The 22,882-nt window shown below is 41.6% G+C and carries 17 protein-coding genes; 11 read left to right on the forward strand and 6 right to left on the reverse strand.

Annotation, left to right across the window (positions count from 1 at the left end; all coding sequences use genetic code 11):
• Window positions 1-14 precede the first annotated feature (14 nt).
• Window positions 15-1,496: a hypothetical protein gene (locus AAFN64_RS14795; RefSeq protein WP_347761021.1), complete on the reverse strand. Its 1,482-nt coding sequence runs from the start codon at window positions 1,494-1,496 to the stop codon at window positions 15-17.
• 431 nt (window positions 1,497-1,927) lie between these two features.
• On the opposite strand from AAFN64_RS14795, the gene AAFN64_RS14800 reads away from it, so the two are divergent.
• Window positions 1,928-4,528, forward strand: coding sequence for an FG-GAP-like repeat-containing protein (locus AAFN64_RS14800; RefSeq protein WP_347761023.1), 2,601 nt, complete (start codon window positions 1,928-1,930; stop codon window positions 4,526-4,528).
• A 66-nt stretch (window positions 4,529-4,594) separates the two neighbouring features.
• On the opposite strand, the gene AAFN64_RS14805 is transcribed toward AAFN64_RS14800, so the two are convergent.
• From AAFN64_RS14805 to AAFN64_RS14815, 3 genes are all read right to left on the reverse strand, one after another.
• On the reverse strand, window positions 4,595-4,765 hold the full coding sequence (locus AAFN64_RS14805; RefSeq protein WP_347761024.1) for a hypothetical protein: 171 nt from the start codon (window positions 4,763-4,765) through the stop codon (window positions 4,595-4,597).
• A 93-nt stretch (window positions 4,766-4,858) separates the two neighbouring features.
• Window positions 4,859-6,196: a HAMP domain-containing sensor histidine kinase gene (locus AAFN64_RS14810; RefSeq protein WP_347761025.1), complete on the reverse strand. Its 1,338-nt coding sequence runs from the start codon at window positions 6,194-6,196 to the stop codon at window positions 4,859-4,861.
• A gap of 3 nt (window positions 6,197-6,199) precedes the next feature.
• A complete protein-coding gene (locus AAFN64_RS14815) occupies window positions 6,200-6,874 on the reverse strand; it encodes a response regulator transcription factor (protein ID WP_300491546.1) in 675 nt (224 codons plus the stop codon).
• A 134-nt stretch (window positions 6,875-7,008) separates the two neighbouring features.
• Here AAFN64_RS14815 and polA point away from each other — a divergent pair, with 134 nt between their 5' ends.
• From polA to AAFN64_RS14855, 8 genes are all read left to right on the forward strand, one after another.
• Window positions 7,009-9,858 (forward strand): DNA polymerase I, encoded by a 2,850-nt coding sequence (polA, locus tag AAFN64_RS14820; protein WP_347761026.1) that lies wholly within the window; start codon window positions 7,009-7,011, stop codon window positions 9,856-9,858.
• 125 nt (window positions 9,859-9,983) lie between these two features.
• Window positions 9,984-10,892 (forward strand): nucleotidyltransferase domain-containing protein, encoded by a 909-nt coding sequence (locus tag AAFN64_RS14825; protein ID WP_300491543.1) that lies wholly within the window; start codon window positions 9,984-9,986, stop codon window positions 10,890-10,892.
• A complete protein-coding gene (locus AAFN64_RS14830; protein WP_347761027.1) occupies window positions 10,885-12,342 on the forward strand; it encodes a radical SAM protein in 1,458 nt (485 codons plus the stop codon). Before AAFN64_RS14825 ends, AAFN64_RS14830 begins: the two co-directional genes overlap by 8 nt.
• On the forward strand, window positions 12,339-13,121 hold the full coding sequence (locus tag AAFN64_RS14835) for a methyltransferase domain-containing protein (RefSeq protein ID WP_347761028.1): 783 nt from the start codon (window positions 12,339-12,341) through the stop codon (window positions 13,119-13,121). Before AAFN64_RS14830 ends, AAFN64_RS14835 begins: the two co-directional genes overlap by 4 nt.
• On the forward strand, window positions 13,118-14,509 hold the full coding sequence (locus AAFN64_RS14840; RefSeq protein WP_347761029.1) for a radical SAM protein: 1,392 nt from the start codon (window positions 13,118-13,120) through the stop codon (window positions 14,507-14,509). Before AAFN64_RS14835 ends, AAFN64_RS14840 begins: the two co-directional genes overlap by 4 nt.
• A 2-nt stretch (window positions 14,510-14,511) precedes the next feature.
• On the forward strand, window positions 14,512-16,017 hold the full coding sequence (locus AAFN64_RS14845; protein WP_347761030.1) for a hypothetical protein: 1,506 nt from the start codon (window positions 14,512-14,514) through the stop codon (window positions 16,015-16,017).
• Window positions 15,992-17,110: a hypothetical protein gene (locus AAFN64_RS14850; RefSeq protein ID WP_347761031.1), complete on the forward strand. Its 1,119-nt coding sequence runs from the start codon at window positions 15,992-15,994 to the stop codon at window positions 17,108-17,110. The genes AAFN64_RS14845 and AAFN64_RS14850 overlap by 26 nt, the downstream gene beginning before the upstream one ends.
• 1 nt (window position 17,111) lies before the next feature.
• Entirely contained in the window at window positions 17,112-17,858 is a 747-nt protein-coding gene (locus tag AAFN64_RS14855; protein ID WP_347761032.1) for a glycosyltransferase family 2 protein, read from the forward strand.
• A gap of 33 nt (window positions 17,859-17,891) precedes the next feature.
• On the opposite strand, the gene AAFN64_RS14860 is transcribed toward AAFN64_RS14855, so the two are convergent.
• Together AAFN64_RS14860 and AAFN64_RS14865 are read right to left on the reverse strand one after the other, a co-directional pair.
• Complete coding sequence (locus AAFN64_RS14860; protein ID WP_347761033.1) at window positions 17,892-18,962, reverse strand: hypothetical protein; 1,071 nt, start codon at window positions 18,960-18,962, stop codon at window positions 17,892-17,894.
• 11 nt (window positions 18,963-18,973) lie between these two features.
• The gene (locus tag AAFN64_RS14865) at window positions 18,974-19,828 is read right to left on the reverse strand and encodes a hypothetical protein (protein ID WP_347761034.1); all 855 of its coding nucleotides are present in this window, start codon (window positions 19,826-19,828) and stop codon (window positions 18,974-18,976) included.
• Between the two features lie 336 nt (window positions 19,829-20,164).
• Between AAFN64_RS14865 and AAFN64_RS14870 the strand changes: the two genes are divergently transcribed.
• Window positions 20,165-21,721 carry a glycosyltransferase family 87 protein gene (locus AAFN64_RS14870; protein ID WP_347761036.1) on the forward strand — a complete coding sequence of 519 codons (1,557 nt, stop codon included), beginning with the start codon at window positions 20,165-20,167 and terminating at the stop codon, window positions 21,719-21,721.
• Window positions 21,718-22,881: a hypothetical protein gene (locus tag AAFN64_RS14875; protein ID WP_347761037.1), complete on the forward strand. Its 1,164-nt coding sequence runs from the start codon at window positions 21,718-21,720 to the stop codon at window positions 22,879-22,881. Before AAFN64_RS14870 ends, AAFN64_RS14875 begins: the two co-directional genes overlap by 4 nt.
• The last annotated feature ends 1 nt before the right edge of the window (window position 22,882 follow it).

Here is a 22,882-nt window from a genome sequence, read left to right on the forward strand (position 1 = left end):
AATTTAACTATACTTTATCGAATGGAAGCACTGAATGATTTTATCGTAAAACTCTGACCACCGGCATTGAGTCTTTTCACCCATATTTCTATTGAATCACCGCTATCCAACATTACCGTTCCCTGAACCGGAAACGATTGCACATAACCGGCGTTGGTATCGATAAACGTTTCCGAAGCCGTTACTGCTGCTGTACCTCCGGCTGCCGGAATTCGCATGATATAAAACACATAAGTAGTATTTGTCACTCCGGTAATATCGCCGAACGAAACCGCGGCATTTACCGTAAAAATTCTGGATTTCCGCCCCTGATACGTTAGCCTGTTATTGGTTGAAGTAAAACGGTATAAATTATTATTCGCCGTATTCGGAATATCGATTTTAACACCAGTGGTTGAAGGCAAAGCCGTAGCCGCTTGCGCCAGTGTTCGGTCGTAAAAAATATTTCCGGTCGAAACCGCATCCCCTTCCACAGGGATACCCGAACTATTCACCACCCAACGGTTATCAAAATTAAATCCGGTATAACTTCCCGTAGTATAACGTTTCACATAAGTTCCCGCCGTTCCGGTAGTATAAAATACTACGTCTTTTAAAAGCGCATCACCCGTTATGGTTGGATTAGCCGACACATCAATCCCGGTTTTACCGGAGTTAACCACGCTAAAACCACCGGCGCGTTGTAGCATATTGAACGTACCTTTAAAGGTTTCGAACGTACCGGAGTTGGTATCCTGCCAACCCACATTACTAATCAGCAATTGGTTTACATTTTCATAGGTAATCCCGGTCGTATTGGCAGCAAACTGAACAATCGTTAAAAATACCAATCCGAAGTTTTTAATATCACCAACCGCACCGGAACCCGCTACGATACAATCACGGAAAATCAGATTCGGACTTGATGTTCCATTCAAATCGAACACTTTTACCGAAGCGGTTAGTGTAAGATTCCGAAGGCTTCCTCCTGTAGCACCTGTAAAAAGCGTTCCGGTACGCACCAATCTGTCGTTATTTGTATCCAATCCGGAAACATACGCTCCGTTTAATTCGATAGGTTTGTCCACATTAATCGTTCCATTGATTTCATAAAACGTTCCAGCGGTTAACTTATACGTTGATCCGCCTCCGGCTGTCGATTCGGCTGCTAAAACAGTCGCAAGTACATCGGTCGATTTGATTCTTTTAAAATTCAGTCGTCTGTCGCCATCGCCCAACATCTTAATCCAGGTAGTTGTTGGCAAATCATAAAAATAATAGGATTTAATATCCGTATCATATACCAGTAATCCATTCGCAGGACTTGTAATTGCTGTCCTTTGCGCAGTCGCCATACGCGGTGTTAGCAATCCTTTTGAGGTTGAGGTCATATCCAAAAGCGAACTTGCATCTGGCACAGTAGTTCCTATTCCAACCTGAGCCATAATTGGAGCGGCAAACAGGATCGATACAGAGAATAGGAGATTTCTAAAGAATGTAAAGGCTATTCTTTTCATAGAGGATAGATTTGGGGTAGTTGTTTATTGCAACTAAAAATACTACATCCTAACAAAAAAAACAATATCCGAAAACTAAATTTAACACAACAAAAATCAAAAAATTAACGCCTGAAAGATATTTATTAGGATTACTTTCACAAAAACCCATCACACAAAGCAACAACACCCACTTATACCCTATCTTTTGAAAGCATTCCGACATTCAGGAATATTACAAATAGGCCATCTGCTGTTATATTTTAAACAAGACACTTTAGACAAACTAAATTTATTACCGTTATTTTTTTTCACTACACAAATCAATCGTTAATTTTTTTAGCATTTCGAAACTCCGCCTGCCAAAAATCCTAAATACTATCAAAAAAACCAGTCTGTTATTTTTATTTAATCTAAATAAATACCTTTGTGCCAACTTATTCAAAATTATCATGAAGAAAATATACTTACTAATTACGCTATTTTCCATGGCACAGGTGGATTGTAACGCGCAATTACTCACCCCAAACAGCTCGGCTTTTACCGGAGCTTTCTATGGGGATTGCGTGGCAGCCGACTTTAACGGCGATGGAATAAAAGAGATTATTGTATCCGGTGCGCTTCCGGGTTACAACGGGCATACCGCTTTGTATGTAAACCAAAACGGGACCTATGTTCCTAACACGGCTACAGCATTTACTCAGATCATGTATTCGGCGATAGGAACCGGCGATATCAACAATGACGGGCATCTTGATTTTGCCATAACCGGAACCCGGACCGATACCGACGAGCAGGTTTTCGAGATTTACTACGGAAACGGCGACAACACCTTTACAAAAGTCACCGTAGATAATATCCAACCGACGATTTATGGCGCCATTGAGATTGTTGATTTTGACAAAGACGGCGATATGGACATTCTGGTTAACGGAATGTTGGACAGTGGCGATAAAGTATCGACCATTTACCTGCAAAACGGTACTAGCGGTACGTTTACCGTATCACCAACTGTACTCTCGGGTACCTATTTCGGTGCTGCAAAAGTATTTGATGCCAATTCGGATGGTTTTCCGGATATAATCATCACCGGTTATACCAATGCTTATGTTCCGGAAACCAAATTCTACCTGAATCAGGGAGATGGTACGTTTATCGGACATAGCAGCGGATTAGACAATGTTTATTTCTCTTCGATTGATACTGCCGACATCAATGGCGACGGTCATCCGGATGTGTTATTATCCGGAATGAGCGATTCGTTCGAACCGACACTAACGGCCTATATCAACAATGGTACGGCACATTTCACTCCAATAGGCGCTTCCTTTATCGGAACCTATTATGGTAGTTCTCGTTTTGTAGATTACGATAACGACGGTGATCTGGATATCCTTACGCTGGGATCCAATGCCGATGGCGATAATAAAGTATTATTCTACCGTAACAACGGTTCCGGCGAATTTGCACTGGACGTTGAAAACTCCAACCTTTTAACAGCCGTAACCATGTCGCGTGCTTTGGTTTTCGATTATGACAACGACGGTGACACCGATATCTTTTTGATGGGTTATAAAGAAAATGATGTTGCTTCGGCCGTTCTTTATACCAACAACAGTGTTCAGAATTGTACACCGAGCTATCAGTACAATGCCGATAGCAATATGATTACCAATGTATCTTTTGGTAGTATTAACAACCCATCGCCATTCCAGTCGGGAACAACACCGACGTATGAAGATTTCTCAAGCATTAGCGCTACCGTAACCAAAGGACAAACCTATCCAATAGCGGTTAAAGGACCTTCCAGTTCTTTCCCAAGTGATGTCATGGTTTATATCGACTTTAACGGAAACGGAAACTTTAACGATGCCGGCGAAGGATTCTATATCGGTCAGTTAGCACCGGCAAATCCGGCCAATGCCAATACGGTTACCGCCAACATAACAATCCCGGCTACGGCTACTAACGGAACTGTCAAAATGCGAATCATTAAAAACACGAATGTAGCCGCGTTGAGCAATCCGAATGCACCCAATACCATTACCGATCCATGTGACACGACTTTAAGAGCCGGACAAACGGAAGATTACACCCTTACCATCGAAAACAGTACCGTTTGTAATCAGGAACCAGGACAAGCCATAGGCGATGTTGGTTGTGTTACCTTTACGTATCAGGGACAAACGGTAACCTATACTACGGTACGTGGTGCCGACAGAAACATCTGGTTACAACAAAACTTAGGAAGCCAGGCTGTAGCGACATCATCAACCGATGCGAACGCTTTTGGTGATCTATTCCAATGGGGGCGTTGGGACGATGGCCATCAATTGCGTACTGCGACTACAGCCATATCACCGGCAAACAATAATCCAACCGGTATCGGAGCAGGAAATGCAAACTATTTTACGTCATCGCCAGCCTGGTGGAATACCAATCAACTTACCGACACCTGGAGTGCTACAACACCGGCCAATGCAACAGCGACCGACGGATGCGATCCCTGTCGTGCTTTAGGAGAAGGATGGAGAATGCCGTCACAAACCGACTGGGAATTAATCGTTGAAAAAGAATTGATCTCTTCCCCATCAAAAGCCTATGACAGTAATTTAAAACTAACCGTAGGCGGAAACAGAGACACTGCAGGAAGCTTTAACTTTACAGGAGTACGTGGTTATTACTGGAGCCGTACGACAAGTTCAACCGGAGCAAAAAATTTATACTTCAGTAATGCAATCGTCAATCCGGCAGCAGGAGGTCCAAGAGGACAAGGCTCGGCAGTACGTTGTTTAAAAGCCACTGCAGCACTTGGTTTAAACGACAAACTGAAATCAAAATTCAACATTTACCCGAATCCGACGCGTTCGCAGGTAACAATTGCCACCACTCAGACGGACATTACGGTAAAACTATTCAACGCGATAGGACAACAGGTTTTGACTACCCAATCGAATGTGATCAATATGTCTGATATGGCCAGCGGTATTTATATCATCCAGATACAAACCGAAAATGGCGAAACCTATTCGCAAAAAATTGTGAAGCAATAATAAGGTGCAAGTAAACACCTAAAATAAAAGAGGCCGGTTGATCACCGGCCTCTTGCTATTTTCTGACTATTTTTTTTGGTTATCCATTTTGGCATCCCCTTTTTTAGGTTCTGCTTTTACTTCGGTTTTAGCACGATGCTCATGTTTTTTAGTGGTAACTGTTTTTGCTGGTGCTGTTTGAGCGAAAGCCATTGCTGTTGACACTACCATCACAGCAACTAACATTAATTTTTTCATGATTTCAAAGTTTAATGATTAATTTATGAGTCAAAGTTACCAGCTGAAAATGAAGACAAAATGAAGATTATACCTCGTTTGGAACTTTAACATTTAATTGGCTTTTTCCGGTGATTGAAAACGAAGCGTAAACGTACTTCCCTCTGCCAGAACCGAGCGCACCTCGATACTGCAATTGTGGAAACGGGCAATACTGTTGGCTATGGCCAAACCAAGCCCCTGTCCTTCCACTTGTAAATTGATTCGCGTAAAACGATCGAACAAGGTTTCCATCTGATCCATCGGAATTCCTTGTCCGGTATCGCTGATCGACAGCCAATAAATACCGTTTTTAAAACCATCGGCCAACACAATTCGTCCTTCTTTCCGGTTATATTTAATCGCATTTCCCAACAGATTAAACAACAATATATGCATCAGGGTTCGGTTTCCCATAAAACAATAGTCGTGTTGTAATTCCGAAACCACAGTGATCTCGCGATCCTTAATCCGATCGTCGAGCTCTTCCAGCAGTTCGTCCAGTAATTCCCGTAACACGATGGTTTCGTCCGACAGGAATTTATGGTGTTCGATTTTTGAAATCAACAACAGGTTATTGATAATCTTTTTCAGGTTGTCCAATGTTCGTAGCGAACTCACTATTCTCTCCTGACCTTCATTATTGATCGAATCGTTTTGCAACAGGTTTTCAAATCGGTTTTTCAGAATCGCAATGGGCGTCAGCAATTCGTGCGATACATTCGCTATAAACTGTTTTTCTTTCCGGATCACATCTTGCATGCGCTCCATCATCTGATTTAGCGCCAGATCCAATTCTTTAAAATCATCCGAATGCGTCTGAATCACAGTTTTATTATAGGTTTCCGGATTATCGATATGCCGGATTTTCAGATCAATAATTTTATAAAACGGACGAAGCAGGTAATCGATATAAAAAGCTTCCAGTAAAAATGTAAGCAAAACCAATCCGATCAAAACGGCAACCGTAAAAAAACGGATCACAAAGTACAGGTCTTTTACCTGCGCCAGGTTATTTCCGATTTCCAACAGATAGGATTTCCCTCCGTATTTAAAGAAATACTGTAAAATCCGGTATTCATTTTCTTCTTTTTCGATGATCCGGGGTTCGGTTACAAAAACCGTACGATGCTTGACAACCTGATGATCGGGCAATCGCGACAATTGTAAAAATTCACTGTGCAGCTTTGAAAAACTGGCATAGGTATCGTCCATACTGTTATCCGAAAGAAAATTAGTGATTTCTTCATTATCAAGATTCCGGATAAATTTTTCCTTTTTTTCAAGCAGACTGGTTGTGATATGCCGGAAGACTACTTTTTCGACCAATACCGGTAATACAAACCACAAAACCACGATCAGTACGATTCGGGTTAGAATACTAAAAACGGCTACCTGGTGTTTAAATTTCATCTGTTATTCATTGATACGATATCCGACATTCCGAACGGTTTCAAACCAATCCAGTTTTTCATAGTGCTCCAGTTTTTTCCGCAGATTCCGGACGTGTACATCGATAAAATTCGAATCGGCGTTCAATTCCAGAATATCGCCCCAAAGGTGTTCGGTTAACTGTAATCGGGTCACCACCCGGTTTTTATTCAGTACGAGATATTGGAAAACATCAAACTCTTTTTTGGTCAGTCCTATGACATTTTCACCGTGTTTCACCTTATAATCCTGTAATTGGATACTAAATCCGTGAATACTCAGCTCATTTAAAGTAAACCCATGCATTCGTCGGATTACGGCAAAAATACGCGCACCGAGTTCGGTCAGCGCAAAAGGCTTGGTCAGATAATCGTCGGCACCAAGCTGAAACCCGCTAATCCGGTCGTCCAGTTCGCCGCGGGCCGTAATCACAATCACCCCCATTTTATTGTGTTCTTTCCGAACGGTTTTTAGCAAATCCAATCCGTCGCCATCCGGTAACCCCAGATCGAGCAACATCAAGTCATAGGAATTGCGGTCGATCTCCTCCAATGTTTCCCGACAACTTTGCTTTATTTTACAAAAATGTCCCACACTGCTGAGGTACGTTACCATTTCCCGAGCCAGTTCGTCATGATCTTCTACGATAATAATATTCATAGCTAACAAGGTTAAAACCAATTAAAATTACAGAATAATCGGAATCGTCCGACAAGCGGTCGCATAAATTTCCATTGGAATTTCGATCGTATCAATATCGGATTCCGTATTTTTACAAGCAAATAGCCTATATCATGTCACAACAAAAACGCCTTTTTCTACTGGATGCCTACGCATTGATTTTCCGTGGGTATTATGCCTTTATCAAAAACCCACGTATCAACTCCAAAGGACTGGATACGTCGGCCGTTATGGGATTTATGAATTCCCTGATGGATGTGATTAAAAGAGAAAAGCCCGGTTATCTGGCCGTTGCCTTCGATAAAGGAGGAAGCGAACTCAGAAGCCAAATGTTTCCCGAATACAAAGCCAACCGCGACGAAACGCCGGAGGCGATCAAAATAGCCGTTCCGTATATTCAGGAAATCCTGAGAGCCATGCATATTCCGATTATGGAATTACCCGGTTATGAAGCCGACGACCTTATCGGAACCTTAGCCAAACAAGCCGAAAAAGAAGGTTATACGGTCTATATGGTTACACCCGATAAAGATTTTGCTCAGTTGGTATCCGAAAATATTTTTATGTACCGACCGGCACGTATGGGTAATGATATTGAAATCTGGGGTGTTCCGCAGGTATTGGAAAAATTCGAAATTGAACGTCCCGAACAGGTGATCGACTTTTTAGGAATGATGGGTGATGCCGTAGATAACATTCCGGGACTTCCGGGTGTGGGCGAAAAAACCGCAAAAAAATTATTAAAAGAATACGGATCGATGGAAAACCTTTTGGCCAATACCCATGAGCTAAAAGGTAAAATGAAAGAAAACATCGAAGCCAATGCCGACAAAGGAAGATTATCCAAAACCCTGGCCACAATATTACTGGATTGTCCGGTGCAATTCGACGAAAAAGATTTCGAATTATCCCGTCCGGATGTGGAAAAAACCGAAGCCATTTTCCAGGAACTGGAATTTCGTAGAATGAAAGAACAGTTCGATAAACTTTTTGCAGACGGTTCCGAGTTTGACGAGATTAACACCAACAATCTGGAGCCTTCCGCTTCAACGGTATCTAAAACACGGAAAACAGCGAAAAACGAAGACCAGACTTCTTTATTTGACGACGGTCAGGTAGCAACCACCAGTACGCACAACAGCTTTTACGACACACTGGAAACCACCAGTCACAATTACCAGATTGTACAAGGCGATTTGGGAATCCGTTTGTTAGTTCAAAACTTATTACAACAACCGGAGGTTTGTTTTGACACCGAAACGACCGGACTTGACGCCTTACATGCCGAACTGGTTGGAATCGCCTTCTCTTATGAAAAAGGAAAAGGCTTTTATGTTCCGTTCCCGGACAATCAGGAAGAAGCCAAAACCGTATTGGAAAAACTACTACCGTTCTTCGAAAACGAAACCATACTCAAAATAGGACAAAACCTAAAATACGATCTGAAAGTACTGGCCAATTATGGCGTTACGGTTAAAGGTCGTTTATTCGATACCATGATTGCGCATTACCTGATCAATCCGGACATGCGTCATAACATGGATGTCTTGTCTGAAACCTATTTAAAATACGCACCAAAATCCATCGAAACACTGATTGGTAAAAAAGGAAAAAACCAGAAATCGATGCGCGATGTCGCTTTGGAAGACATCAAGGAATATGCAGTGGAAGATGCCGATGTTACGCTACAATTAAAAGCGCTTTTCTCGGAAAAACTCGACAAAACCGGAACGAAAAAACTATTCGAAGATATCGAAATTCCGTTGGTAGCCGTATTGGCCGCTATGGAGCGCGAAGGTATCCGACTGGATGTGGATTTCCTAAAATCTTTATCTAAAGATATGGAAGTTGAAATCAAAACGCTGGAGCAAAAAATCTATGAAATTGCCGGAGAACATTTTAATCTGGCATCGCCAAAACAATTGGGTGATATCCTGTTCGAAAAACTGAAAATCGGCGGAGCGAAACAGAAAAAAACCAAAACCGGTCAATATGCAACCGGCGAAGAAGTTTTGAGTTACCTGGCCAACGAACACGAGATTGTTCAGAGTATTCTCGACTGGCGTCAGTTGGTTAAATTAAAAAATACCTATATCGATGCGTTGCCGACTCAGGTCGACAAAGACACCCAACGCGTCCATACCGATTATATGCAAACCGTGGCTGCAACCGGCCGACTTAGTTCGAACAACCCGAACCTGCAAAACATTCCGATTCGAACCGAACGAGGTCGTCAGATCCGAAAAGCGTTTATTGCCCGTGATGAAAACTACACCCTGGTTTCTGCCGATTACTCGCAGATCGAGCTTCGTATCATCGCTGCATTAAGCGGAGAGCCGAACATGATCAAATCGTTCCAGAATGGTGAAGACATTCACGCCTCTACCGCGGCCAAAGTATTTAACGTACCGTTGGAAGCCGTAACCCGCGAACAACGTAGCCATGCCAAAACGGTAAACTTTGGAATCATCTATGGTGTTTCGGCATTTGGATTGAGTAACCAAACGTCGTTATCCCGTTCGGAAAGTAAAGAATTGATCGACGCCTACTACCAGACGTATCCAAGGCTAAAGGCCTATATTCAGGAACAAATGGAATCGGCTCGCGAACATGGCTATGTACAAACCGTTTTAGGTCGTCGTCGTTACTTAAAAGACATCAACTCCGCCAATGCCGTAGTTCGTGGCGCTGCCGAACGAAATGCCGTTAACGCCCCGATTCAGGGAAGTGCTGCCGACATCATCAAAATTGCTATGATCAATATTCATAAACGATTAATTTCCGAAAACTGGAAAAGTAAGATGTTGCTACAGGTACACGATGAGCTTGTATTTGACGTTCACAACAGCGAACTGGAACGCATTCAGCCAATGATCAAACACGAAATGGAAGAAGCCTTTAAACTGGATGTACCATTAGAAGTTGAGCTAGGTCATGGAAAAGACTGGCTTCAGGCACATTAATCATTTAAAAAACAATTTGTTATATCTTTTTATATCATATTTTTAAAATTTTAATATCAATCCAAAGATTTTGCTAATTTTAAATCGTCCAATCCGACCTTTTATTAATAGCAAAATCTTTTGTTTTGAAGATATTAAAGCCGATTCTGTATTTTTCCATTTTCAACCATCCTCTACAACTGGAGGAAGTCTATTCCTTCTCCGATCACGAGAACCGAATGGATTTTGATCGCGAAATCGAGCAGGCCTTACAACAAGGCATTATCACCAAAACAGACCGCTATTACCATACCAACCTGACAACCGAACACATTCATCGCAGGGAAACCGGCAACCGAAATGCCGTGAAAGCAATGGAAAAGGCACAAAAAAAAGCACAGTTTATTTCGTCCTGGTTTCCGTTTGTCGAAGCGGTAGCCATATCCGGTTCCTTATCCAAAGGTTATTTCGACGACAATTCCGACATCGATTTCTTTATCATCAGTAAACCCGGGTATCTGTGGATCTGCCGCACCTGTCTGGTACTGTACAAAAAGTTATTTCTTTTTAATTCCAAAAAATATTTCTGTGTGAATTATTTTATCACGGCAGACAATCTGGAAATTGAAGAAAAAAATCGTTTTACGGCTACAGAAATCGTAACTTTAATTCCACTATACGGAAAAGAGAAACTGATTGCTTTTTATGAAAGCAACCAATGGGTTCGCTCCTTTTTTCCAAATAAAACCCAAACGGATAGCGACAGTATCCGTCCGATAAAAAAGAAAAAAATAACGGCTGCTTTTGAACGCTTTTTATCTGGTTCGATTGGCCGCAGAATAGAACAGTTGACCTTTAAAACTACTTTTTGGTTTTGGAAATTAAAATTCGAAAGAAAACTGGCTTCCGAATTTTCAATTGCTTTCAAGTCATCAAAAAGAGTATCCAAGCACCATCCGTCCAATTTTCAAAAAAAAATCATTGATGCTTTAAACCAGAAATACGACGACCTCAACGCCACCCATCATATCCAGCTAACCAAAGAACATGTCTGATATCTTATTTTCACACTCGTACTACTACCGGCTCGATCCGAAGCAGTGGAAAAACCATATGCCTTTTCCACCTTTAGGAACGCTCTATGCTGCGTCGTTATTACGCGAAAACGGCTATCAGGTCGATTTGTTCGATACCAATCTGTTGGATAATCCGCGTGCCATTACCGAAAAACTGGAAAACGATAAGCCGCGCTATCTGGTGATTTATGACGACGGTTTTAATTACCTGACCAAAATGTGTCTGACCACTATGCGGGAAGCTTGTTTTGAAATGATCACCATCGGAAAACAACACCAATGTACCGTTATTGTATGCAGTTCCGATTCAACCGATCATTATCCAAAATACCTGGATAAAGGTGCCGACTATATTTTACAAGGCGAAGGCGAAGCCAGTCTTTTGGAACTGATCAATACTTTAGAACACAAAATGCCCATTGCTACTATCAATGGGATTATCTATACCGATCCGGACACACATCAAATCCGGATCAACCCCAAACGTCCGATTCTCCAAAATCTGGATGAATTGCCGTTACCCGCCTGGGATTTAATCGACATCGATTCGTACAAATCCCAATGGCAAAAAAGCGGTCAGCCGTTTACCCTGAATATCGCCACCACACGCGGTTGTCCGTACAAATGCAACTGGTGTGCTAAACCGATCTACGGGAATCGCTACAATGCGCATTCGCCGGATTATATCGTACGTCAAATTGCCCATCTGAAGTCCGCATTTGGTGTAACCCGATTTTGGATGTGCGACGATATTTTCGGACTAAAACCCAACTGGGTACAGGAATTCGGAAAACTATTGAACGAACAACAGTTATCAATCCGTTATTATATCCAAAGTCGCGCCGATTTGCTTTTAAAAGAAGATACCATAGCCGTACTGGCGCGTACCGGATTGGAAGAAGTCTGGATCGGTGCCGAAAGCGCTTCCCAGAAAATCCTTGATGCGATGGACAAAGGCACTACGGTAGCTCAGATTTATGAAGCCACCCGTTTGCTAAAAAAGAACAGCGTTAGAGTTGCTTTTTTCCTGCAATTCGGTTATCTGACCGAAAATCAGGACGACATCCAGAAAACCATCGCCATGGTCAAAGAACTGTTACCCGACAATATCGGGATTTCCGTTTCGTATCCGTTACCGGGCACCAAATTTTACGACAAGGTCAAAGAAGACCTGAAACAAAAATCCAACTGGACCGATTCGGACGATTTGGACATGATGTTTCACGGTACCTATTCATCCGAGTATTATCGTAAATTACAACGATTGGTTCACAAGGAATACCGTATCAGTCAGGGGCTTTATTTTCTAAAAAACCTGTTTCGCGATCCGGTACGCCCTGACAAATTAAAATCCATTGTCAAACTGGGTTATTATATTCCGAGCGTCGGAATCGACCGTTATCAGATAAAAGCTTTAGAAAAACTATGAATGCTTCGTTCGACATAGCCGCAGTCACGTACGACCAGACGTTTACCCATACGGTAATCGGCAGGTTGCAACGCGATTTGGTCTATCGTCATATGTCGGAAACGCTTCCCAATAGTACGATCCGCTCTATATTGGAAATCAACTGCGGAACGGGCGAAGACGCCATTTGGTTATCCCAACAAGGCTATCAGATAACGGCCACCGATATTTCGGAACAAATGATCATCACAGCTAGGCAAAAAGACACTACCGGGACGATTACTTTCCGGCAGGCTGATATCAATACGCTTCCCGCGGCTTTTCCAAATCAGACATTCGATGCGATCTTTTCCGATTTTGGCGGACTGAATTGCCTTTCCGAATCGGAATTGGAAGCCTTTTTCGAAAATGCCAATCGGTTACTCAACCCAAACGGCAGGTTGTTTTTAGTGATCATGCCTAAAAACACGGTATGGGAACAATGTTATTTTCTGCTAAAAGGCCAATGGAAAGAAGCCTTCCGTCGCAAACGTGAAAAAGCGATCGTCAACATCGACGGAGAAGCCGTGGTGACCTATTATTACAATCCGGCAGCAATCAAACGAATGGCACAACGCCATTTTGCCGTCACTCATATAAAACCCGTTGGTTTTTTTATTCCCCCCTCCTACCTGGAACCCTTTGTAAAAGACAAAAAACGCTTAACCGCTGTTTTGGGTTCCCTGGAAAATACTATTCGAAACATTCGATTCCTGTCGCGCTATTCCGATCACTATTTTATTGCGTTGCAAAAAAGATGAGTATACTGCTGACACACGGGTATTATATATCGGACGATCCGAAGGAGCAAAAAATCATGAAGCCATATCCGCCATTGGGATTGCTTTATATTTCGGGCTATCTGCTGGAACGGAATATTCCGAATAGCGTTTATGACAGTACGTTTTATTCCCAACCCGAACAATTGGATTATATCGCCGAAATACAACCGGATGTTATTGCCATTTACACCAACCTGATGACCAAAGTTGAGGTGATTCGATTGATTCGGATCCTGAAAACGGACTACCGATACGGTTTTCCTACAATTATTTTAGGCGGACCGGATGTGACCTATAATTGCGAAAATTACCTCAATGCCGGTGCCGATTTTCTGATCATAGGCGAAGGCGAAGAAACGACTTACCAATTGTATCAGGCCATTATGGAACAGTCGGATTATACAGCTGTTGACGGTATCGCCTTTTTTGACAACGGTCAATTGATCAAAACAAAAGCCCGAACCAAATTCCGGGAATTGGACGAGTTGCCATTACCCAACCGAAAAGCGGTTCCTATTGAAAAATATTTACAAACCTGGAAAACGAATCACGGGAAAAGCTCGATGACGATTTCCACACAACGCGGCTGTCCGTATACCTGTAAGTGGTGCAGCACGGCTGTCTATGGTCAGAGTTACCGTAGACGACCGGCACAACAGGTGGCTGCCGAAATGCGTCTTTTAAAAGACCAATACAATCCCGACACCCTCTGGTTTGTAGACGATGTATTTACCGTGAGTCACAAATGGCTAACGGAATTTCATAAAGAAGTACTCGCCCAGGACGCCAAAGTTCCGTTCGAATGTATCACCCGGGCCGAACGCCTTAACGATGCCATTCTGCAATTATTAAAAGAAGCCGGATGTTACCGGATCTGGATTGGTGCCGAAAGTGGTTCCCAGAAAATCATTGACCTGATGGATCGCCGTGTCGATGTATCGGTGGTCAAGCAGGCCATTCAGAAAACCAATGCCCTCGGTATCGAAACCGGAACGTTTATTATGGTAGGCTATCCCGGTGAAACCGAAGACGATATTCATCAAACGATCCAATACCTTAAAGAAGCCAACCCTACGGAATATACCATTACCGTAGCCTATCCGATTAAAGGGACTTCTTTGTATGATGAGGTGGAAAGCCAAATCACTGTACAACCCGATTGGGAAACCTCAACCGATCGTCAGATTGATTTTAAAAGAACCTATTCGCGTAAGTTTTACGATTATGCCGTGAGTAAAGTCGTAAACGAAGTGGAATTTTACCGGGAGCTGATTAAAACCGAAAACCGGAATCCGATCAAAATACTGAAATTAAAAACCAAATCCATTTTGGCCAGTGGCCTGATGCGGATTAGTAAACAGTTATAAAGATGAACCATCCGGCCGAACAGAAATATGTCATTTTTATCACCTTGCTTTATTTTACGATAAGCCTGCTGGGTATTATGCATCATGAACTTTGGCTGGACGAAGCACATCACTGGTTATTGGCGTTGGATAGCGGTTCTTTTTCGGAACTGTTTTACAACATGCGTCACGAAGGCCATCCAATGCTGTGGAACATCCTATTGTTTTTACTCACCCGAATCACCGACAATCCCTTTGGAATGCAATTCCTACATATAGTGTTGTCTACGCTAACGGTTAACATTTTCCTTCGGAAGTCCCCTTTTTCGACACGCTTCAAAGTATTGTTTGTCTTCGGTTATTTTATGTTGTTCGAGTACAACCTGATCAGTCGGAATTATATATTGGGATTGTTATTCCTCTTTCTGGCTTTGGGAATGTACCGACAACGGAAAGAAAAATTCCTGCTCTATGCCTTTTGGCTGGCATTGGCCGCCAATATCCACCTGATGTTTACGGTAATCAGTTTGGCACTACTATTTTTATTTAGCATTGAAAACAAAAAAAACATACTTCGTTATACCAGCGGTTATCTGGTTTTTGCTGCGGGTATTTTTCTGTTAGTTCTGCAATTATTCCCGTCTATCGATAGTATCTTTCTGACCCGAACACACGATATTCCACTGTACGAACGCTTTACCAAAGGCTTTATCTCACTTTTTAAAGGATTGGTTACGATACCCGATTTCCGAACGATTCATTTTTGGAATTCCAATTTGATGGTTAATTATAGCAAACCCATCTCGGCCGTAATCGGATTGTTATTATATGCACTGCCGCTATTGCTATTTTACAAACGGAAAGCCACTTTGCTGTTTACCTATACCGCCTTGTTTGGCGTACAGTGTTTTTTCTTTATTACCCAACTGAGCGCTACGCGATTCGACGGTATCAACTATATCATATTGATCACTGCTTTATGGATTGATCATTATCATTTGTATCGAATCCGGAACAACATCAATCGGGATTTTGCACGGAGAACCGTTCTTTATTTACTCCTATTATTACAATTCAGCAGCGGACTAATCGCCTATATGTACGACTATTGGAAACCGTTTTCGTCCGGAAAGCAGGTAGCCGCTTTTCTGACGCAACACCATTTATCGAAAATGGAAACCGTTACCCAGTTTTGCGAAGGGACCATTATTGCTCCTTATCTGGACAAGCGTCCGTTTTTTTTATGTACCAACCGGAATCAGGGACTTTGCAATTGGGAACAAAACTGTAATACCGCTATAACCGATAGTCAGCTTATAGCGTTACTGGCAACGCATAGCACGCAAAACAGCGATTTTATTTTTATTAGCGGCCGGAATATCACCCAAAACCCGGAAAACACGATTAGCCTTAAAAAACTAACGCATTTGTCGCCGTGTATTGTCCGAAACACGAATTATTATATCTACCGCGTTACCCGCAGTATTACCAAACCGATCCCGCATGAAAAAACTATTGCTCGTTTTTAGTCTGTTACTTGTTGCTTGTGCGAACGATTCCTATTCCGATTTGATGGGGAAAGAAGACGATTCCCTTGTTCTACGATGGAGTAAGGCGTATGACGATGACGACATACACAAATCGTTGATCGGATTAAAATGGGCGTTATCCTATATCGGTGCGAAGTTACCATCGGATTTATCCGGCATTTATAGCAATGGTGATCGGATTTATGTCGACAGTAAGGCCATTGGATTATCGGAAAATGCACAGGTCCTACTGAACCGTTTGCATCAAAAGATCAAAAATTCTCAGGAATACCAGCAGCAACAAACAATCGATTTGGGTCGGTATGTTACCTTGTTACTCGGTGCTTCCGAACATTATTATGCGTTAACCGGCGTACCCGAACAATTGGACGTACTGATGAGTCGTTACACCTTACAACCCGAAAAAGGTTATGTGGACAATTCGGGCGTGTCGTTGGAACATCGCATCATACGGTTTTCCGAACAAAACGGATTAAATCAGGTCTTTTTGTCAACCGAGATCAATCCGGTCAATGGAACGGTAACCGAGTACGAAACCATAGAATTATTAGACAACGGTCAGCTTCGCTTTGGGATATTCGACGCCAACGGAATCCGGAAAAACAATGCCGATCCGGCACATTCCAATGCCGGGAAACCCGCCAAATGCATGTGGTGTCACGAATCATCTATACAACCGTTATTTACCGTTCAGAACAACCACAATGGTTTTCTGCCATATACCGATTTCCGCGATCGCCTTTTGGATTACCGGACTTCGCATAACACGTTAAAAAATAACCTTCCGATGGGTGTCGATTTTTCGCAAACGCAACAACACACCTTTACGGAACTGCTTTATATTTCCTTTATGGAACCTTCGGCCGAACGTTTAAGTCGGGAATGGAATCTTACTTTAACCGAAGTTCAAAACCGTCTGGCCGGACTACCGACGCATACCTACGATGAATTTCCGTTTCTGGGAACACTTTATCATCGTAAAGATATTGAATCGCTGGCTCCCTATCCGGGCTTAAGCGTTTCGGATCACGTACGGGAACAATCACAAACCGAAGTCAACCACCTGAACTGATATGGTATACAATCAAAAAATAGTAGTCGTACTTCCGGCTTATAATGCCGGTAAAACCATAGAAAAGACGTATAACGAAATCCCTTTCGATATTGTCGATGCCGTTATTCTGACCGATGATTTCAGCAAAGACGATACGATCCGGATTGCACGGGAACTGAGTATTGAACATATCATTGCCCATGATCGCAACAAAGGTTATGGCGCCAATCAGAAAAGCTGTTATGAAAAAGCACTGGAATTGAACGCCGATATTATTATCATGCTACATCCGGACTATCAATATACGCCCAAACTGATTCCATCGATGGTACATCTGGTGGTAAGCGATTTGTATGACGTGGTATTGGGTTCCCGAATCTTAGGCAAAGGCGCTCTAAAAAATGGCATGCCGGTTTATAAATACATCGCCAACCGTATGTTGACGTTGTTTCAAAATCTGATGATGAACCAAAAACTATCGGAATACCATACCGGTTACCGTTGCTTTAAAGCGTCTGTTTTACAACAGATCGACTTTAAAAACAACTCCGACGATTTTGTTTTCGACAACGAAATACTGGCTCAGTTTTGCTACCATAACGCCCGGATTGGCGAAGTTTCGTGTCCGACGCATTATTTTGAAGATGCGTCTTCGATTAACCTGCAACGCAGTATTGTTTACGGATTGGGTGTTTTACGCGTATCATTGCACTATGCTCTGCAAAAAACCAGGTTGTTTCATTTTGCATTATTTTCCAAATCCTGAAAATGGATCAAATGGATTAATTCCAAATTAGCATTAACACTGCGTAATGAATTTAGCCGTTTTGCCTACGGTGCAGTCGAACAGATACCCACATCCGCCACCAAAATTCATGGCTGTTTCATAATCGGGACCTTCTTCTAACTGAGCGACAAAACGCATTGTTTGACCGCAGCAGTCGCATTTAGGGGTTTCATCACCCTGTATCCATTCGGGATGATCACTTACATGTCCTAAAACATCACGCCGGCGACCTGAATAGTCATCCCTTGCGTCATCATAGCTTTCTGCGGTCACTTCGAGTATTTCGGCTCCGTATGCTGTTTCTGTTAAGGCAACCTGACTTTCTTCCGGATGTACGGATTCTATATTCTCAACATCCACTACGATCACTTCGGTACCTCCCCAATGATCACAGTTTTCCATAAAAATCATTTCGTAACCGATGTCCGTTTTAATTTTACCCTGATATTGTAACTCGGCACCACAAGTACACTTTGGCCACTCGAATGGCGTATTACTTTTTTTTACCGGAAGTCCACCAAAGCTTATAGCATCATTATCATTTGTTTCGGCCTTAATCAGTAATTTTATTTTGCGGCCTTCTTCGTTTCTTTGCTCCGTATAGTCCGGATAATACTCATCGGTTGTATCCGATTCTACGATTTTATTTTCACTATTTCTATCCCAAAATTCATCCCATCGGATTACTTCAAAATTTTGTTTGGTAAAGGTTTCAATTGCAGCATCCAGATCATAACCCGGAGCAAAACCATATCGTGACTCTACGTAGAAATCATCCGTATCAAGCGCTGTCATGACTTTAAAAACGCGGGAAAATCCGGATGTATTCGCTTTTCCTACATATTCGTTCCAAATGGTTTTAAGGATTGCAAAACCGGTATCGTAATCTTCATCGCTTATTGGTTTTTCATCCTCAAATTTCGGGCCTATATCTTTGAATGATCGGTCATAGATATAGAACGGAGAATCACAAATCGTTTGAGACAAGTTCGGAACCGACATCCCATACATTTGAAAGAATTCCGATAGATAAAAAACCAATACTGCGGGTTTCTCAGTGTTCTGTTGTAAATTTTCGTTCATATCTTTTTTTGTTAAGCACCAAACCTCACGGCTTTCGCGCTGTCATTTACGTTGAATTCGCTTGCTCCCAAAGTCAATAAGTCAGGGATTTTGTACCCTGATTCCAAATACCCGCCATTGGAAAAAGAAATGACACTATAATAGTCATCGCCTCTTGGCACGAGTATTCCGAATGTTTTTATCCCGTTTCGACCTAAAGCGAAAACGGTTTTGAACAGCAACTCCTCGAGAGTGGATTTGTTAAGGTCGGCTCCGGAAAGTTTAGTCGAACGTCGGTACGATTTTTCAGTGTAGATCGGAATAAAAACTTCCGTCGGCCACAAACTATCGGTATCTTTCAACGTTTCTGATTGTACCAAAATCCATCCGCCGCTATTCGCATAATCGTCCGAGAAGTCCGATATTTCATTAGACGGATCAATCGGCGCGCGGTCGACAAATTCAACTGCAGCAGGATAAGCCGAACTTCTCCAATTCGATTTTGTGTTTAGATGTTGCATCCACAAAGAACTCGCGAAATGAACTGTTATCGTTGCACTGGCATTGTCGGTTTCACCACGCCAATAGGCTTCTTTTCCATTATTCTTGATTTCCGTCTCTCCGGATGTTCGCACTTCATTGAGTTCACATTTTGTGATGTAGCCACTAACATTCTCCTTAAGCCAATTGTTGTCAAACAGGCAGTTCATGTCGAAACTCTTCGCTATCGGAGAATCACCCAAAGCCGCGTCCCGGATCAAGCGAATCGCAAACGCCAGATTGTTACTAAAATACATTGCGTCCGGATGAATCGTGTCTATATCTAAAATCGCTATTTTGTTTGCAACATCAATCGATTTTACTTTTACATCGTATAAATAGGCCATATCTCAATTAGAATTTAAAGGTCAAAGACCAACACTGCAGGTTTCTCAGTGTCCTGTCGTTAATTTTCGAAATACAATACCAATTCTAAAACCTGTAATTAAAAAAGTATTATTTTTCTTTCAACTTTTGAGTGGAAAAATACTACTTTATTCTTATAAAACTTTAAAAAGTAGCATAAATACGAGTTGGATTTTGCAGTTTAACATTAAAGAGGATATTTTTAAATAACTAACAACCTGTTTAATAGGTCACATTATCAGTTGTGTACAGATTAAGTGTTTTCGCGTATCTTTGAACTAAGTCCTGCAAAAAACAGGCTGACTATTTTCCGGATCATGAAAAAATTGTTTGAAACCTATTATCCTTTGCTTCCGATAATTGCACTGTGTGGTTTTTACCTCTATCAGGCGAGTGGTTTTGTTTTGCATGATTTTGCGAATTACTATTTTGGCGGCTACTTTCTTTCGGAAGGTCATTTTACATCCGATTTGTATTTCCCGGCTATTTTTAATGAACAGATTTCCGCCTTGGGTTATACCTCCGTTTTTACCAGTTTCGCACCCAACACGCCTTTTTTAGCACTGTTCTTTTATCCGTTTCACATTCTCGATCCGTATACGGCTAAAATTATATTCAATCTGATCAGCAGTGTGCTGTTTATTTATAGTCTGAGGCGGATTTTCCAACACTATTCGATCCAGCCGATCTATCTGGTTTTTGTGCCGTTTCTCTTTTTTATTCCGATCAAAAACAACCTGTTGTTCGGACAATTGTATTTTTTGCTTTTCTTTTTGTTGGCTGAAGGTTGGTTGGCGTACAAAAAAAAGCAGCTTTTCCGGATGAGTCTGTTTTGGGGTATTGCCATTCTTTTAAAAATATTCCCCGCAATACTAATCCTGTTCTTACTTTTCCGAAAAAAATTTAAAGCCGCCTTATATCTGATCGGCGTTTGCGCAGGTTTAACATTACTGTCGGTTGCCATAAGTGGATTTGAAATCTGGTTTTTCTTTTTAAAAGACGTATTCCCAAAAGCTTCCAATGGCGAAATCGCTACCGCTTTTGTCGACAATTACCAGTCGTTTTATATGTTTACCAAACGACTATTGCTTTTCGATCCGGTCGAAAATCCAAACCCATTGTGGAACAGTCCGCTATTTTTTAAAATCGTATTGATCACTTTTAAACTAAGTCTGCTCTATATCGGGTTTTACTGTTCTCAAAACCGCAATAAACTGTTTGCTTTTTCTTTTTGGATTATGGCGTCGATCCTCTTCTCGCCCTACGGAAGTACCTATACGTTTATTTTGTTACTATTTCCTTTTATTTTTCTGGCTAGAGAACGCGGCACGTCATCTACAAAAATTGTCCTATTACTATTACTGTTTGCGATTTGTAATGCCCCGCTATCGCTATTTCTAACAAAAGCATTCCCGTTTTCCTATATCCGACTAGCATTTGTAGTGCTCTTTTTTGTACTGTTTCTTTTTCCGGAACGAAAAACAATTTCCCGAAAAGGAATTCTCTTGCTTCCGATAATCATCATACCGATTGGTTTTGTGGGTTCCTATTCCCAACCGACTGAAAACAGCAAAGCGTTACTTCCAAAAGATAGTCCGATACTGATTTATGAGTATACCGTTTCCGACAACGAACTCCGTTATTCTTATCGTGATGAAAACGGTACACATACTACGGTTATTCCACTTCCGGAAACCGAAATAGCCAAAGCCGATATTCAAAACAACCAGATTTTTTACAACGGAAAACAACAAACTCTCGGTAAAGACCATAAGCAAAAAGCCATCGTATTAAATAACAAAACGATCCTGTACTTATCGGATTACGGTCGCGGTATCGGATTTTATACGTTACGAAAAACCACTGTCCATTGAAAGCAAACTATTATAACCGGATCGTTCATATTTCGAGCAATACGCTACGCCAGATCATCGTATCGGCCTTTGGCATGGCTATTCCATTTCTGGTGATTCATTTTGCGCAAAAAGAAATCTGGGGTGCTTTTGTTTCGATACTGCTGTATACGTTGTTTGCCATTCAGGTGATCAACTGGGGAAATAAAGAATATGTATTGCGACTATTCAGTATGCTTCCGAATAAGATCAAAAAGAATTATAGTCGAATACTGTTTACCCGTTTGCCGCTGGTATTTCTGTTTTCGGTTGGGAGCCTGTTTTTTTTCCCGCTTACCTATACCTTTTATATTTTTATATGGTTGTTGGGACGCTATTTTAATCATTCGACCGAAGCATTGGTCATTTACGAAAAAAAATTCAACGCATCCATCGCAATCGAAGTCATTAGTTTTGGGGTATTTCTATTTCCTTTTTACTGGCTAAAAGACGATTTCGGTATTTATTCGTTGTTGGTTAATTACAGTTTTTATCAGTTTATCCGCGGAACCGGTTATTTTGTATTGTTTCAGAAATACCTTTCTTCCGGGAACATCAAAATGGATACATCCTATTACAAACAGGCTTTTCCGTTCTTTTTATTGTCGGTTTTGGGCTTTTTCACTTCGAAAACCGATCTGTACATTATCGATTATTTCGAAAACCGAACGATCGTCGCCAATTACCAGGTATTGAACAGCTTACTGGTTTTCACCATGTCGGTAGCGGCTTTTATCTATGCGCCATTCACCAAAAACATTTACCGGAACACCACATCGGTAGTGCGTCAAATTCAAAAACAATTAAGTCTTTTAGGCTTATTTCTGGTTCCGGCCGCCTTGTTTGCCATCCATCTGATCACAGTTTTTTACCTGAAAACCAGTCTTTCCATTTGGTTTTATACGATTGCTTTTCTGTATGTATATCCTTCGTTTATTTATGGTATCAAAATTGTGGAACTCTTTCGAAATCATCAGGAAAAAACCGTTATAAAAATTTTACTCGCCGGAACGTTGATCAATACTATACTATCAACAATATTAGTATATTTAAACTATGGAATAAGTGGTGCTTTATTGGGTGCTGCCATAGCGCAACTGATTCAATTAGTACTTACCTCAAAACCCTCGTTATTGCGATAAC

The sequence above is a fragment of the Flavobacterium sp. CAU 1735 genome (assembly GCF_039888695.1).
In the GTDB taxonomy this organism is placed as follows: domain Bacteria; phylum Bacteroidota; class Bacteroidia; order Flavobacteriales; family Flavobacteriaceae; genus Flavobacterium.

Excerpts from the sequence above, each read along its gene's own strand:
- AAFN64_RS14835 (WP_347761028.1), top strand. The coding sequence starts at position 12,339 with ATGAATGCTTCGTTCGACATAGCCGCAGTCACGTACGACCAGACGTTT.
- AAFN64_RS14855 (WP_347761032.1), top strand. The coding sequence starts at position 17,112 with ATGGTATACAATCAAAAAATAGTAGTCGTACTTCCGGCTTATAATGCC.
- AAFN64_RS14805 (WP_347761024.1), bottom strand. The coding sequence starts at position 4,765 with ATGAAAAAATTAATGTTAGTTGCTGTGATGGTAGTGTCAACAGCAATG.
- AAFN64_RS14870 (WP_347761036.1), top strand. The coding sequence starts at position 20,165 with ATGAAAAAATTGTTTGAAACCTATTATCCTTTGCTTCCGATAATTGCA.
- AAFN64_RS14800 (WP_347761023.1), top strand. The coding sequence starts at position 1,928 with ATGAAGAAAATATACTTACTAATTACGCTATTTTCCATGGCACAGGTG.
- AAFN64_RS14840 (WP_347761029.1), top strand. The coding sequence starts at position 13,118 with ATGAGTATACTGCTGACACACGGGTATTATATATCGGACGATCCGAAG.
- AAFN64_RS14850 (WP_347761031.1), top strand. The coding sequence starts at position 15,992 with ATGAAAAAACTATTGCTCGTTTTTAGTCTGTTACTTGTTGCTTGTGCG.
- AAFN64_RS14810 (WP_347761025.1), bottom strand. The coding sequence starts at position 6,196 with ATGAAATTTAAACACCAGGTAGCCGTTTTTAGTATTCTAACCCGAATC.
- AAFN64_RS14860 (WP_347761033.1), bottom strand. The coding sequence starts at position 18,962 with ATGAACGAAAATTTACAACAGAACACTGAGAAACCCGCAGTATTGGTT.
- AAFN64_RS14815 (WP_300491546.1), bottom strand. The coding sequence starts at position 6,874 with ATGAATATTATTATCGTAGAAGATCATGACGAACTGGCTCGGGAAATG.
- AAFN64_RS14795 (WP_347761021.1), bottom strand. The coding sequence starts at position 1,496 with ATGAAAAGAATAGCCTTTACATTCTTTAGAAATCTCCTATTCTCTGTA.
- AAFN64_RS14865 (WP_347761034.1), bottom strand. The coding sequence starts at position 19,828 with ATGGCCTATTTATACGATGTAAAAGTAAAATCGATTGATGTTGCAAAC.
- polA (WP_347761026.1), top strand. The coding sequence starts at position 7,009 with ATGTCACAACAAAAACGCCTTTTTCTACTGGATGCCTACGCATTGATT.
- AAFN64_RS14845 (WP_347761030.1), top strand. The coding sequence starts at position 14,512 with ATGAACCATCCGGCCGAACAGAAATATGTCATTTTTATCACCTTGCTT.
- AAFN64_RS14830 (WP_347761027.1), top strand. The coding sequence starts at position 10,885 with ATGTCTGATATCTTATTTTCACACTCGTACTACTACCGGCTCGATCCG.